The sequence below is a fragment of the Maritalea sp. S77 genome (assembly GCF_049801075.1).
Classification (GTDB): domain Bacteria; phylum Pseudomonadota; class Alphaproteobacteria; order Rhizobiales; family Devosiaceae; genus Maritalea.
The window spans coordinates 159,274-172,536 of the sequence record NZ_JBNAGG010000002.1 but is presented as its reverse complement, the minus strand read 5'-3'; the positions used below and the strand labels follow the sequence as shown (position 1 = coordinate 172,536).

Genomic DNA, 13,263 nt, shown 5'->3' with positions numbered 1-13,263 from the left:
CATTTCACAAGGCCCAGCGTTTCTTAGATAGAAATTTATCAAGCGGAACCGGACTTTATGACTAAACTAAACATCGCCGTCGTCGGCTCAGGCATATCAGGGCTTAGCGCCGCTTGGCTTTTGTCCAAGAACCACAATGTCACGCTTTATGAAGCGAATGACTATTTGGGCGGCCACTCGAACACGGTGGATGCGCCAGTGCCTGAAGGCGATATTCCGGTTGATACAGGTTTCATTGTTTATAATGAACCGAACTACCCAAACCTTTCAGCGTTGTTTGATCATTTCAACATCGCAACCAAGCGTACAGATATGAGCTTTTCCTTCACGATGAATGGCGGGAAATACGAATATTCAGGCTCTGGCCTAAATGGTTTTTTTGGCCAACGCCGCAACGTGGCCAACCCAATGCATTGGAGCCAGCTGGCTGACATCTTGCGCTTCTTCAAATCCGCACGCGAACGCATCTCGTCTTACGCCAGCGAAATCTCATTGGGTGATTTTCTCGCCCGCGAAGGATATGACCGCCCGTTTATCGAAAATCACATCATTCCCATGGGCGCCGCCATTTGGTCTACAAAAGCCAAGGCGATGATGGATTATCCAGCGCAGACCTTCATCAATTTCTACCACAATCACGCGCTGATGAAGGCTTATCAAAAGCCAAACTGGCGCACCGTGATTGGCGGAAGCCGCGAATATGTGAAAGCAATGATGGCGGATGCGAACATTGAAGTGCACCTGTCCACGCCGATCAAAAAGATCATGCGTCACCCCGGCTATGTGCATATTGAAGACGGAAATGGCGTGCTGCGCCCGTTTGATCATGTGGTGATGGCTGGCCATGCCGACCAGAGCCTAGAATTGCTCGACGACGCATCATATGAAGAGCAAAATTTGCTTTCCTATTTCCCTTATCAGCCCAACACAGCTGTGCTGCACACGGATGATGCTTGGATGCCGAAGCGCAAGCGCCTTTGGTCCTGCTGGAATTATTTAAAGCAAACCATAAATGGTGAAGACGAGCTTTGCGTCACCTATTGGATGAACGAATTGCAGCATTTGGAAACCAAAACCAATCTGTTTGTGACCCTAAATCCGACACGCAATATCCACCCCAAAGCAATCATCAAAAGCTTTGACTATATGCACCCCGTATTCGACAGCAATTCGATCGAGGCGCAAAAAGAGCTTTGGCAATTGCAAGGCAAAAACCGCACCTGGTTCTGCGGCGCCTATTTCGGCTACGGCTTCCATGAAGATGGCATTCAATCGGGCTTGGCTGTTGCCGAGCAATTGGGCGGCATGAACCGCCCTTGGCAAGTGGAAAACCCTTCGGGCCGCATTAATGTGACCCCGGTGATGCCGAGAGAGGCAGCCGAATAATGGAAAGCGCAATTTATGATGCCGAAGTGACGCACAAGCGGCTCCGCCCGGTGGAGCATAAATTGCGCTATGGCGTGTTTAACCTATTTGTTGAAGTAGACGATCTGGATCGCACAGCGGAGCAGCTAAAACTGTTCAGCCACAATCGACTTAATCTGGTGTCCATCCACGATAAAGACTTTGGCGATGGCACTGGCCAAAACTTGATGGGCTATTTGCAAAACCTCACCGAGCAAGCTGGTGTTGAAACAGAAAAGCTTCGTTTCTTCATGCTCACCTACCCGCGTATTCTCAATTTTGCCTTTAACCCCATCACCACCTATTACGGCGTGCGCCGCGGCAAAATCAAAGTGATGATTTATGAGGTGCGCAACACTTTCGCCCAACGCCACACCTATGTGATCCCGGCCGGCGAAAGTGAAGATGGCGTTGTTTGGCAGGATTGTGAGAAACAATTCTATGTGTCACCCTTTAACAATGTGGAAGGCAGCTATCGTTTCCATGTGACCAAGCCAGGTGACGACCTGACCCTTGGCGTTGCCCTTAAGGACAAAGAGGGCGCGCTGCTCAATGCCTATCTGCGCGGCAAGCAAAAACCACTAACCGACTTTCAATTGATCAAATCACTCGGCCGCACGGGCTGGATGACCATGAAAGTGGTATTTGGGATCAATTATGAAGCGTTCAAACTGTGGGTGAAAGGCTTGCGCCCAAAGCCCAAACCGGACGCTCCTAAGCGCGCGATTGCAATCTTCAAAAAACCGCATAACGTTAAATAGGTCTGCTTAGATCGATGCCTTGATGCGCCGCATCAGGAACAGATAGAGCCAGTTCGGCGCGACACGCAGCATTTTCATCAACAGCGTAAATCCAAACGGAAATGAGATTTCAAACTTCCCTTTGTCCAAACCCTTATAGATTGCATCTGCGGCTTCTTCAGCTGTGATGATACCGGGCATCGGAAAAGGGTTGTCCTGCGTCAGCGGCGTGTCCACAAAACCAGGATTGATGCTGCTCACACCAATATTGTGCGGCTCAAGCTCCACCTTCAAAATCTCAGCAAGATTGATCAAAGCTGCCTTGGTGGGGCTATAGGCGATAGAACGCGGCAGGCCTCGATAGCCCGCGACAGATGCAATGATGGAGATATGGCCTGCACCCCGCTCAATCATCATGGGAATCAGCTTGTGGACGGCATTGATCGTGCCAAAATAATTAACCTCCATGCCGGTACGGATGGGGCCAATTTCCATTTGATCGCTGTCCATGATGCTCCACGCGCCAGCGCCCAACACAACATGATCGATTGGCGCACGCGCCGCGATCATATCAATGGCTGCAGCCATCACAGATTGGTCCGTCACGTCCAGCGGAAAGGCGCGAATGTTCTGGCCTTCAGCCTCCAGCTCTTGCAGCTTTTCTTCTGACCGCGCGGAAACAGAAACCAGCGCCCCGTCAGCATCTAGCTTTTTCGCCAGCGCGCGGCCAATGCCTGTGCTGGCGCCCGTGATCCATACATGTTTGCCATTAAAGGACATAAGTCACCTAAATGCGCACGAAGGGCTGCATCAACCGCACGATAAAGTCTTTAAACCGTGTTGGTGTTTCTGTTGCCACAAGGCAAATGCAAGCCTCGCCCGGCTCCACAATCGGCTGGTGTTCAATATCTTCATCTAGGTCCGCCACATCGCCTGGGCCGAAAACGCCCAGCTTATCGCGATAGGCACCAGAAAGGATCAATGTCATCTCCGCGCCACCATGCCCATGTTCCGGCACAGCCATACCCGGTGAAATATTCAACATATAAAGCGAAGATTCGCCTTTCTTGCCCATTTGAATTTCATGCTTGCGCACGCCCGGGGCCACCAAGCGCCAGCGCACATCATCCAAATGATCACCGATCAAACCACGCAACGGCAAAGGCACATTGCTTTCTGGATCAGCGTTCCGGCTCAGATCCACTTCAATCTGCTCTTGGTCACCTGCATCCAATCGCGCCATCATTTTATCAAATGCATCTTCAGCAACAGGCGCTTGTGCCACATGATCCATCATATGGCCGCCAATTTCTTCTGCATCGCGCACTGCTTTGCGACATTGGTCACACATGGCCAAATGGGCCGCCACAACAATGGTGAACGCGCTATCTAAATCGCCACTTGCATAACGCAACAAGGTCGCATCATCGAGATGGTGGTGGGTAATCATCGCACCGCCTCCAACTTAGATTTCATTTTACCGTAAGCGAGCCGCATCCGGGATTTCACCGTGCCCAATGGCAAACTGAGCTTTTCCGCAATTTCACTTTGCGACATGTCTTCTATAAACCCTAATTCTATGATCTGCCGTTGATCTTCGGGCAAATCGGCCAGCGCTTCGCTAACCCGCTCTGCCCGCTCGGTTTCAAACATATTGTCTTCGCCCGAGGCGACATCACTTTCCAGTTCGATTTCATAAACATCGTCATAGGGTCTTGAAGATGCACGGCGAAGCAAATCAATCCGTGCGTTCCGCGCGACAGTAAACACCCATGCATTCACCGATCCACGCTCTGGGGCATAAAGCTTGGCTTTACGCCACACGGTCATCATCACGTCTTGCATTAAATCTTCGGCTTGGCTTTCATTGCTGCCAGCCTTCAAAAGCACTGCCTTCACCCTTGGGGCAAAGTATGAGAATAAGAACTGAAAGGCTTCCCGATCCTGCGTGGTTGCAACACGCACCATCGCTTGCTTCAAAAGCGTAGGATCATCCACCCTGTCTTCATCTTCGTCATTGTGTGCCAAATTTAACGCCGATCGCATATTTGGACCCTTTGTGACTGTTTCTACCTCCATTAACGGACAAAATAGAAATTCGGTTCACATCTCGGGTCAAAAAAGAATTTAACAATATTCTTGGTAGCTTAACCGATCAAAGCCGCTTGTACATCCTTTTGCCAACCAAGATATTTCTTCTCCCCATCAATAATCACAGGCCGTTTCATCAAACTTGGGTTTTCAACCAGCAAATCCAATGGCTCCCGCCCGCGCTCAACTTCGCTCAATCCACGCCATGTGGTGGACTTTTTGTTGACCAGCTTGTCAGCCCCAAACGCACCGAGAAACGCAGCCAATTTATCACGAGACAATGGCTCTTTCTTCACATCATAAAATGCCACATCACGCCCCTCCGCTTCCAACGCCTTAAGCGCCTTGCGGCAAGTGTCACAATTTTTCAATCCATAGAGCTTGGTCATCGTTATTCCTTTTCAAACGCATCACGCCAACTTGGCAAAACTGAACCGTCGTACCCTTTATGCGGTTCGCCATGCCAAAGCGCATTTAAAATTGCATGTTCGGTTGCCTCAACACCGGCCATAAAAATCTTATCCATATAACGGTCCGCAACCCGCTGCTGGGTCACAAGCGTGTCACATTCTAAGCTACGGGGATTTTGGGTGGAAAAGGCCAAGGCAATGTCACCACTTTGATGACCGAAATGGCTACCCAACCGTCCAAGCGCCGCACCAGCGCGGCGTGACAGGCGGGTTAGCTGCAAACTATCCATGGGTAAATCTGTTGCCATCACAATGATGATCGACCCCTTATCCGCGCTATCTTCGCCGCGATAATGAGCGGGCCTTTGCCCGAACACGCGCAAGCTGGACCTTTGGCCAAAGTTGGACAGCACAAAAGCGCCCAATGTAAAGCTTTGCCCACCAAGATCAACCAAGCGCGATGCGCTGCCAATGCCGCCCGCAAAGCCGAACGTGCACATGCCCGTACCTGCGCCAACTGTGCCTTGCGCAAAGTCAGTATCGGCCTGCCCCATTGCTGTTTCCACCAACGCCTCATCAATACCCACCGCCTGAATATCATTGACGCGGCCATCATTACATTCGAACACCACCGGATTCACCGTTGGTCCTTGCCGCCCGATTTGCGGATTGTGAGCGATGGCATGTTTGATCAAAGCCTGCGTGCCCGTGCCAACCCCGAAAGTGTTGGTGAACAATATTGGCGTTTCAATCTCGCCCAATTCAGCCACCTGCACCAGCCCGACCGATTTGCCAAACCCATTGATCACCGCGCAACCAGCAGGCAGCTTATGGGCATAAACATTGCCCTCCATCGGCAAAAGCGCCGTTACCCCGGTGCGGGCAGAACCGCGCATGTTCTGGGCATGACCGACCTTAATTCCACCCACATCACAAATTGTGTTTTTAGGCCCGGAGGGCAATTGCCAATAACCTTGTGCGTGCTGTTCAAAAGGGCCGTACATTCTTCAAAACTTTCGACATATTGGTTGCACCAAAATTAGTGACATGCCACTCTCCGGCTGACTAGTCCTAGAACTGCTTTTCCAAAATAGATTGCACCAAGATGTACGAGAATCTCAAAACCCAAAATATCGACAATATCGCTGATTTTATTGATTTACGGTCTGACACAGTAACCAAACCAGACGCGCAATTGCGCGAGGTGATGGCCGCTGCCGATGTGGGTGATGATGTTTATGGTGACGATCCAAATGTGAACGCGCTGCAACAGGAAATGGCGGACAAACTAGGCAAAGAGGCCGGGCTATTTCTCCCATCTTCCACCCAGTCAAATCTGGTGGCGATGCTCACCCACAATGCACGTGGCGACGAAATTCTAGTGGGGCGCAAATATCATATTTTCAAATATGAAGCAGGCGGCGCGGCAGTGCTGGGCGGGCTAACATATGATCCCCTGCCCGTGCAGGAAGATGGTGGCCTGAACCCCGACGATATTCATGCAGCCATCAAGCCAGACGACACCCATTTCCCCAACAGCAAAACACTGGTTTTGGAAAACACTAATTCGGGCCAAGCCATCAGCATGGAGCGCACAAAGGCCGCCATTGACGCTGGTCGCGCCCATGATTTGAACCTGCACCTTGATGGCGCACGTATGTTCAATGCCTGTGTAAAGCTCGGCGTAGACGCGGCAGCCATGGCCGCCCCGTTTGACAGCATCAATATCTGCCTGTCCAAAGGCTTGGGCGCGCCAGTTGGTGCAGTTTTGGTGGGCAGTAATGATTTTATCAAGCAAGCACAACGCTGGCGCAAAATGCTAGGCGGCGGCATGCGTCAAGCTGGCATCATCGCCGCAGCGGGTCGCTTTGCGCTGCACAATTATGTTGATGATTTGGCTGAAGATCACCGCCGCACAAAAGTGCTCGCCGACGCGCTGAATGAAACCGGACGCTATGATGTGACTTATCAAGACAATCAAACCAACATGCTGTTTGTGCACCTAGATAAGGAACGCGCCAAAAAGCTGGGCGCACATATGCGCGACAATAAAATCATCATCTCAGCAGGCACAGAAAGCCGGATCGTGTTGCACCGCAATATTGACGACAATCAGCTCGATCAAATCATTTCTGCCTTCAAAAGCTTCAACGGGTAAATATGACGACTGCGCCACTCACCAATCTTTGGCAAGCCACCGCGAACGCCCCAACATTTGCGCAAACGCACGATGCACAAAGCGTTGACCTCGCCATTATTGGCGGTGGTTTTTCCGGTTGCTCTGCTGCCCTTGAAGCAGCAAAAGCCGGGCTGAGCGTCATCTTGTTGGAAGCCGAAACCATTGGCTTTGGCGGCTCCGGCCGCAATGTTGGACTGGTGAATGCTGGATTGTGGACTCCACCGCAGGAAGTGGAAGACACGCTTGGCAAAGCGGCTGGCGAAAAGCTAAACACTGCTCTTGCTGGTGCGCCAGCGCTCGTATTTGACTTGATTGATCAACACCAGATTGAATGCGACGCGGTGCGCAACGGCACGCTGCATTGTGCCCAAAGCTATTATCACAAGAAGGATTTGGACAAGCGACTTGACCAGCTTTCAGCGCGTGGCGCGCCTGTGCAAATGCTGGACGAAGCGGAAACGCAGAAGCGGCTAGGCTCGACCCATTTTGTGGCCAGCCTATTTGATCCCCGCGCAGGCACCATCCATCCGCTCAAATTTGCCCAAGGATTGGCCAAGGCAGCTCAGGATGCAGGTGCAAAAATTGTGGAACATTGCCCGGCCACTGCCGTGCAGCAAAATGGCGCGTGGCGTGTGGCCACCGCACAAGGCGAGTTCACCGCCAAATATGTGATCATCGCCACCAATGCGTACGATCATAAGCATGTGCGCCACCCGAAAAATCAATTCTCGACAGTGCAGTTCTTCCAATCTGCCACTGCCCCACTGAGTGACGACCAAGCCGCACATATCCTGCCGAACCGTGAGGGCACATGGGATTGCGCGACGGTGATGACCAGCCTGCGGCTCGACGCCGAAAATCGCCTGATCCTCGGCGCAATCGGCAGTTTGGACCATGCCACCGCGCCGTTCCACAAAATGTGGGGTCGACAAAAACTGCGTGACCTCTATCCAGATTTGCCAGACATGCCATTCACCCACCAATGGTGCGGCAAGATCGCGATGACGTCAGACCATTTACCTAAAATCATGGATTTTGACGGCAAGGGATACGCCCCATTCGGCTATTCTGGTCGCGGCATCGGCCCCGGCACTTTGTTTGGCACCCAAATGGTCAAGGCCCTGATAAATCAGGATGAAAGCCTGCTGCCGCTGGCACCTATCGAGCAATATGATGAGCCAATGACTGCCGCAAAGTCGACCTATTACGAATGTGGCGCAGCAGCTATGCATGCCGGCTATCCAGTTCTAAAACATGCAAAAATTGGCTAAAGTCAATTTATACACAAGCAAATAGGAATAGTTTCCGCTTTCTTAGAACTATTCTAACTTGTTGATTTTTCTCTTGTTTTTATAAATATGATCAGATAACTCATATTAAATCCACACCAGACAAGCTGGCGTGGCCCGAGATTTATCCGACCAAAGGAGGCCGGGATTTGGCCCCGGCAAACATGATGAAAAGACTTGCAATCATTTCCGCTGCTGCCTTGATGACAGCGGCACCAACATTCGCCTTGGCCCATGATGAAGACCATGGCGTTGTGGAAACATATGCCAATATTGCCCACGCAACATTTGAAGATAGCCTGTTCACGGCAAAGGGCCTTCAAGAAGCGATTGACGCCTTTCTGGCCGCGCCGACAGAAGAAAATCTGCAAGCCGCGAAAGACGCTTGGTTGGCGGCCCGCGTGCCCTACCAACAAACAGAAGCCTATCGCTTCGGCAATGCCATCGTGGACGATTGGGAAGGCCGCGTGAACGCTTGGCCCTTGGATGAAGGCTTGATCGACTATGTCGACGCCAGCGCCTATGGCTTGGAAAGCGACACCAACCCATTATTCAACGCCAACATCATCGCCAACAAGACCATCAATATTAATGGCGAAACGCTGACCGTTGATGAGATCACACCTGAATTTTTGGGCGAAAAACTGCACGAAGCTGGCGGCGTTGAAGCCAATGTGGCAACAGGCTACCACGCCATTGAATTTTTGCTTTGGGGCCAAGATTTGAACGGTACTGACGCTGGCACAGGTAACCGCGCAGCAACCGACTTCTCATTGGACAATTGCACCAATGACAATTGCGACCGTCGTCGCCAATATCTTGATGCCACGTCTGATCTGTTGGTGACCGATCTAGAAGAGATGGTGGCCAATTGGGAACAAGGTGGCGCTGCCCGCGCAGCACTGGAAGAAAAGTCCGAAGCCGAAGTGTTGAACACAATTCTGACCGGTCTTGGCTCGCTCTCTTATGGTGAATTGGCAGGCGAACGCATGAAGCTTGGCCTTTTGCTCAATGATCCAGAAGAAGAGCATGATTGCTTCTCAGACAACACCCACAATTCTCACTATTATGACGCCAAAGGCATCCAAAATGTCTATCTTGGCCGCTATGAGCGCCTTGATGGCACAGTGGTTGAAGGCACTTCAGTTGCGCATTATGTGAGCCACGCTGATGAAGCCGTAGCAGACGAGTTGCGCGCTGATATCGCCGCCACAATGGATGCTTTCACCGCCATGGTGGAACGCGCCAACACCGAAGCCTATGACCAGATGATTGGCGAAGGCAATGAAGAAGGCAACAAAGTGGTGCAAGACGCCATTGATGCCTTGGTGAAGCAAACCCGCTCGATTGAACGCGCCGTTGCTGCTTTGAAGCTGGAAGGCGTTGAACTGGAAGGTTCAGACAGCTTGGACAATCCAGACGCAGTTTTTGAATAAAGATAAACTGCCGGTGCGGGGTGGCCCGCATCGGCCCACAATGGATTTGCTCCATGAAGCCCTTTTTGGCATTCACCCTGCTCTCATTGATACTCGTGCCACATGCGAATGCGCAATCTATACCGAAATATGATTGGGCGAAGGATGATGTCGAACGCGCAAAACTACTGCGCGTCACCACACCTACTGTCGATTTTACCAAAGCCGAGCCTTTTGAAGCCAATCCCGGTGGCGCAACGTCAACTGACAAGATTGACGGGCGCGAACGGCTAAGCCAACCCAGCGCCAATTTACCCGCTGAAAAACGCATGGACTTCACCTTAGGCGAGGCCCTGTTCGACAAATTCTGGGTCGCCGCCCCCAGCTCCACAAAAGCATCTGACGGCCTAGGCCCCTTGTTCAATGCCCGCGCCTGCCAATCCTGCCACATTCGCAATGGCCGCGGCCGCTTGCCCGAAAGTGACGCAGAACAACCTGTCGGCTTGGCCATCAAATTAATCGACACGGCCCGACAAATGGGTGACCCCACCTATGGCAACCAACTGCAACTTTTCGCCTCCGGCAAAGTGAAACCGGAAGCCAAAGTCTCCATTTCTTACCGCGTCGAGACAATCGAATTGCATGATGGTGAGCAGATCACGCTGCACCACCCCGAATATATCATCAGCGACTTAAGCCATGGCCCAATCGCCGAACAGTCGGAGATTTCACCGCGTATCGCACCACCCTTGATCGGCATGGGCCTGATCGACCAAATCGCCGCCAACGATATTCTGGCGCAGGCTGACCCGGACGATAAAAACCAAGACGGTATTTCAGGCGAAGCCAAATTGAAGAGCAACGGTTTGGGCCGCTTCGGCCACCGTGCAGATGCCACGACATTGGTGGAACAAGTCGCCAGCGCCTTCTTTGTGGATATGGGTCTTTCCAACCCTTGGCATCAACAAGATTGGGGGGACTGCACCTCCGCACAAACCACCTGCCGCGAGGCACCCGGCGGCACCCAGCCCAATCTTGGCGCACATGAAATTCCGCAAAATGTGCTGGACCTGACCGCTTTCTATACGGGCAATCTGGCCGTACCAAAGCGCTCCGCAACCGAAGACCCTGCGATTTTGAAAGGGAAACGAGCATTCTATGAGGCCGGATGTGTAAGCTGCCACACGCCGAAATATGTGACCAAGCGCAGCGCTCTAGACGACAGCAACAGCTTCCAACTGATCTGGCCCTATTCAGATTTTCTGCTCCACGATATGGGCGACATGCTCGCTGATCGCACGCAAAAAGGCGAATTGGGCAACAGCGAATGGCGCACGCCACCACTTTGGGACATTGGCCACACAAAAGCGGTTGCTGATCAAGAACGATATCTGCATGATGGCCGTGCCCGCAGCTTGAAAGAAGCGATTTTGTTTCATGGCGGCGAGGCAGAAACGGCAAAGCAAAACTTTATGGCGCTCAACCGCACCACACGCGATAATCTCATCCAATTTCTGAAGTCACTATGATGAAAAATGCCATCAAATTCGCCACCTTGTCCCTGACACTTCTATTTGCGCAAAACGCCACGGCAGAAGAATCGAGCGCCCTGCTCACCGATTATCTGGTGCCTGCCTATCAACAGCTCGCTGCCAAGGCCGATACGCAGATCGATGTGATGGAAGCTTTGTGCCAATCCCCTTCGGAGGCCAATCTTCAAGCTGCCCGCGATGGTTTTTCGGCGCTGGTGACCGCCTATGCCTATGCAGAACCTGTGCGGTTCGGCCCGATCACCCAAAATGATCGGCTGGAACGGCTTTATTTCTGGCCCGACCGGAAATCGACCGGGCTGAAGCAGGTGCAAAAAGCGCTGGTGGGCGAAGATGAAAGCGTGTTGAGCGTTGAAAGCTTGAAAGACAAAAGCGTGGCACTGCAAGGATTGAACGCTTTGGAATATGTGCTGCATGGCGCACTGGCAGACAAGCTGACATCTGATACCAACAGCCACGCCTGTCGCTATGGCGAAACCATCGCCCAAAATATGTGGGCCATGGCCGACCAAATGGTGGTTGAACTCGTGGCAGATGATGGGCTGATTGCGCAATTTGAAAACCCACACGAAGGCTCCGCACTGTTTCGAACAGAAGAAGATGTGCTGCGCATCAGCTTTAAAACATTCTCGCACTTCCCCGAAATCATCAGCGCCACCCGCCTGAATGAGTGGGCCGAAGAAAATCCCAACCTCAACGTGTTGCCCCTCCGCCGCGCCGCACTCAGCATGAACTTGGTGCTGGCCGATATTGAAGGCCTTGCCGACGCGTTCGATGCATTTTCCGGGCACTATGACGAAGATGATGTGCTGGCCATCGCGCTCAACGCCTATCGCTTTGAACTTAACAACGCTCTGCGCACCGCGAAAGAATTAGCAGAACACAGCAATCAAGAGATTTTAGTAGATGAAGCTCTGCGGAAAAAGGTCGACTATTTGCGCCTTGTGCTGCACTCCTTGCGCGATATCGCCAACGATCAAATCGCACCGGAACTTGGCCTAGTGGTGGGCTTTTCGTCTTTGGATGGCGACTAATGTTACGCCGCGATTTCCTGAAAATCTCCGGGGCAACTTTTCTCGGCAGCCTCGCTTTGCCCGCGCGGGAAGTGTTGGCACAATCCGAGCAAATCTTTGCCTCATGCGTCGCTTTTCCTAATGGCCAATTCGGCGCAGTTTTACTGAATGAACAGGGCAAGCTGATCTCAAAAATTGACCTTCCTGCCCGCGGCCACGACATTGCCCTCTCCGCGCAGAAGGACAAGCTGATCGTGTTCGCCCGCCGCCCCGGCACCTTTGCTATCCTGTTCGATGTAAACGGCAAGATTTTGGGCGAAATCTCCAGCATTGAAGGCCGGCATTTTTACGGTCATGGCGCGTTCAGCGCCGATGGACGCCTGTTTTATGCCACCGAAAATGATTTTGAAGCGGCCCGCGGCGTGATCGGCATTTATGATTTGACGGCCAACCCTATTAAACGCATTGGCGAATTTGACGCTGGTGGCGTCGGCCCGCATGATCTGCTGCTTGATCCAAAGTCCAGCCATTTGATCATCGCCAATGGTGGCATTGAAACCCACCCGGATTTTGCGCGCGCAAAACTCAATCTGGCCACCATGCGCGCGAATATTGCATGGCTCAATCCAAATACTGGCGAACTGATGGCGCGCTATTTCGCACCCGACCAATTGCAAAAATTGTCGCTGCGCCACATGGCGCTGGGGCACAATGGCAATGTTTGGATTGCAGGACAATATCAGCGCGACGGTGAATTAGCCGAAAGCCTGCTCGCGAAGGCAAGCCCTGAAAATGGCCTTCAATTCATCATGATGCCAGAAGATGACCTTGCTGCACTGCGCAATTATATCGGCTCAGTTGCCGCAAGCGCCGATGGCGAGCATATTGCCATCACCTCACCGAAGGGCGGCTGCGCTTACATTCTGGATGGAAATGGCAACATCATTGACCGCCGGAAAGAAACAGATATTTGTGGCGTCGACTATGGCCGCAACACATTTCAATTCTCGTCAGGCTTAGGCCATTTTGGTGATCAGACATTGGATGATCTGCGTTTCGACAATCATTTGGTTGCGCTCTAGCTGGTGCTGCCTATTGACCCTGGATCAGGTCCGAGGATGTCAAGAGTGTGGAATTTCTACACACTACACTAGGCAATCCCGGCCGTGAGC

The 13,263-nt window shown here is 52.1% G+C and carries 13 protein-coding genes; 8 read left to right on the top strand and 5 right to left on the bottom strand.

Annotated features, from left to right (window positions below; translation table 11 throughout):
• Positions 1 to 57 precede the first annotated feature (57 nt).
• Together ACP15Y_RS08510 and ACP15Y_RS08505 are read left to right on the top strand one after the other, a co-directional pair.
• Entirely contained in the window at positions 58 to 1,386 is a 1,329-nt protein-coding gene (locus ACP15Y_RS08510; RefSeq protein WP_424982632.1) for an NAD(P)/FAD-dependent oxidoreductase, read from the top strand.
• A complete protein-coding gene (locus tag ACP15Y_RS08505; RefSeq protein ID WP_424982631.1) occupies positions 1,386 to 2,165 on the top strand; it encodes a DUF1365 domain-containing protein in 780 nt (259 codons plus the stop codon). Before ACP15Y_RS08510 ends, ACP15Y_RS08505 begins: the two co-directional genes overlap by 1 nt.
• Positions 2,166 to 2,171: 6 nt before the next feature.
• Here ACP15Y_RS08505 and ACP15Y_RS08500 read toward each other — a convergent pair whose 3' ends face one another.
• The 5 genes from ACP15Y_RS08500 to ACP15Y_RS08480 all read right to left on the bottom strand — a co-directional run bounded on the left by ACP15Y_RS08500 (position 2,172) and on the right by ACP15Y_RS08480 (position 5,649).
• Positions 2,172 to 2,924 carry an SDR family NAD(P)-dependent oxidoreductase gene (locus ACP15Y_RS08500; protein WP_424982630.1) on the bottom strand — a complete coding sequence of 251 codons (753 nt, stop codon included), beginning with the start codon at positions 2,922 to 2,924 and terminating at the stop codon, positions 2,172 to 2,174.
• A 7-nt stretch (positions 2,925 to 2,931) separates the two neighbouring features.
• Positions 2,932 to 3,594 (bottom strand): ChrR family anti-sigma-E factor, encoded by a 663-nt coding sequence (locus tag ACP15Y_RS08495; RefSeq protein WP_424982629.1) that lies wholly within the window; start codon positions 3,592 to 3,594, stop codon positions 2,932 to 2,934.
• Positions 3,591 to 4,190: a sigma-70 family RNA polymerase sigma factor gene (locus tag ACP15Y_RS08490; protein ID WP_424982628.1), complete on the bottom strand. Its 600-nt coding sequence runs from the start codon at positions 4,188 to 4,190 to the stop codon at positions 3,591 to 3,593. Before ACP15Y_RS08490 ends, ACP15Y_RS08495 begins: the two co-directional genes overlap by 4 nt.
• 101 nt (positions 4,191 to 4,291) lie before the next feature.
• Entirely contained in the window at positions 4,292 to 4,624 is a 333-nt protein-coding gene (locus ACP15Y_RS08485) for an arsenate reductase family protein (RefSeq protein WP_424982627.1), read from the bottom strand.
• Positions 4,625 to 4,626: 2 nt separating this feature from the next.
• Positions 4,627 to 5,649, bottom strand: coding sequence for a P1 family peptidase (locus ACP15Y_RS08480; protein WP_424982626.1), 1,023 nt, complete (start codon positions 5,647 to 5,649; stop codon positions 4,627 to 4,629).
• 101 nt (positions 5,650 to 5,750) lie between these two features.
• Between ACP15Y_RS08480 and ltaE the strand changes: the two genes are divergently transcribed.
• From ltaE to ACP15Y_RS08450, 6 genes are all read left to right on the top strand, one after another.
• Entirely contained in the window at positions 5,751 to 6,803 is a 1,053-nt protein-coding gene (gene ltaE, locus ACP15Y_RS08475) for a low-specificity L-threonine aldolase (RefSeq protein ID WP_424982625.1), read from the top strand.
• Between the two features lie 2 nt (positions 6,804 to 6,805).
• The gene (locus tag ACP15Y_RS08470; protein ID WP_424982624.1) at positions 6,806 to 8,095 is read left to right on the top strand and encodes an NAD(P)/FAD-dependent oxidoreductase; all 1,290 of its coding nucleotides are present in this window, start codon (positions 6,806 to 6,808) and stop codon (positions 8,093 to 8,095) included.
• Positions 8,096 to 8,280: 185 nt separating this feature from the next.
• A complete protein-coding gene (locus ACP15Y_RS08465) occupies positions 8,281 to 9,549 on the top strand; it encodes an imelysin family protein (RefSeq protein ID WP_424983085.1) in 1,269 nt (422 codons plus the stop codon).
• 53 nt (positions 9,550 to 9,602) lie between these two features.
• Positions 9,603 to 11,057, top strand: coding sequence for a di-heme oxidoredictase family protein (locus ACP15Y_RS08460; RefSeq protein WP_424982623.1), 1,455 nt, complete (start codon positions 9,603 to 9,605; stop codon positions 11,055 to 11,057).
• Positions 11,054 to 12,112 carry an imelysin family protein gene (locus ACP15Y_RS08455; RefSeq protein WP_424982622.1) on the top strand — a complete coding sequence of 353 codons (1,059 nt, stop codon included), beginning with the start codon at positions 11,054 to 11,056 and terminating at the stop codon, positions 12,110 to 12,112. Before ACP15Y_RS08460 ends, ACP15Y_RS08455 begins: the two co-directional genes overlap by 4 nt.
• Positions 12,112 to 13,173 (top strand): DUF1513 domain-containing protein, encoded by a 1,062-nt coding sequence (locus tag ACP15Y_RS08450; RefSeq protein ID WP_424982621.1) that lies wholly within the window; start codon positions 12,112 to 12,114, stop codon positions 13,171 to 13,173. Before ACP15Y_RS08455 ends, ACP15Y_RS08450 begins: the two co-directional genes overlap by 1 nt.
• Positions 13,174 to 13,263: the final 90 nt, after the last annotated feature.

What these genes read in the sequence shown, in the direction of transcription:
- ACP15Y_RS08510 (WP_424982632.1), top strand. Translation starts at nt 58, where the DNA reads ATGACTAAACTAAACATCGCCGTCGTCGGCTCAGGCATATCAGGGCTT.
- ACP15Y_RS08505 (WP_424982631.1), top strand. Translation starts at nt 1,386, where the DNA reads ATGGAAAGCGCAATTTATGATGCCGAAGTGACGCACAAGCGGCTCCGC.
- ACP15Y_RS08500 (WP_424982630.1), bottom strand. Translation starts at nt 2,924, where the DNA reads ATGTCCTTTAATGGCAAACATGTATGGATCACGGGCGCCAGCACAGGC.
- ACP15Y_RS08495 (WP_424982629.1), bottom strand. Translation starts at nt 3,594, where the DNA reads ATGATTACCCACCACCATCTCGATGATGCGACCTTGTTGCGTTATGCA.
- ACP15Y_RS08490 (WP_424982628.1), bottom strand. Translation starts at nt 4,190, where the DNA reads ATGCGATCGGCGTTAAATTTGGCACACAATGACGAAGATGAAGACAGG.
- ACP15Y_RS08485 (WP_424982627.1), bottom strand. Translation starts at nt 4,624, where the DNA reads ATGACCAAGCTCTATGGATTGAAAAATTGTGACACTTGCCGCAAGGCG.
- ACP15Y_RS08480 (WP_424982626.1), bottom strand. Translation starts at nt 5,649, where the DNA reads ATGTACGGCCCTTTTGAACAGCACGCACAAGGTTATTGGCAATTGCCC.
- ltaE (WP_424982625.1), top strand. Translation starts at nt 5,751, where the DNA reads ATGTACGAGAATCTCAAAACCCAAAATATCGACAATATCGCTGATTTT.
- ACP15Y_RS08470 (WP_424982624.1), top strand. Translation starts at nt 6,806, where the DNA reads ATGACGACTGCGCCACTCACCAATCTTTGGCAAGCCACCGCGAACGCC.
- ACP15Y_RS08465 (WP_424983085.1), top strand. Translation starts at nt 8,281, where the DNA reads ATGAAAAGACTTGCAATCATTTCCGCTGCTGCCTTGATGACAGCGGCA.
- ACP15Y_RS08460 (WP_424982623.1), top strand. Translation starts at nt 9,603, where the DNA reads ATGAAGCCCTTTTTGGCATTCACCCTGCTCTCATTGATACTCGTGCCA.
- ACP15Y_RS08455 (WP_424982622.1), top strand. Translation starts at nt 11,054, where the DNA reads ATGATGAAAAATGCCATCAAATTCGCCACCTTGTCCCTGACACTTCTA.
- ACP15Y_RS08450 (WP_424982621.1), top strand. Translation starts at nt 12,112, where the DNA reads ATGTTACGCCGCGATTTCCTGAAAATCTCCGGGGCAACTTTTCTCGGC.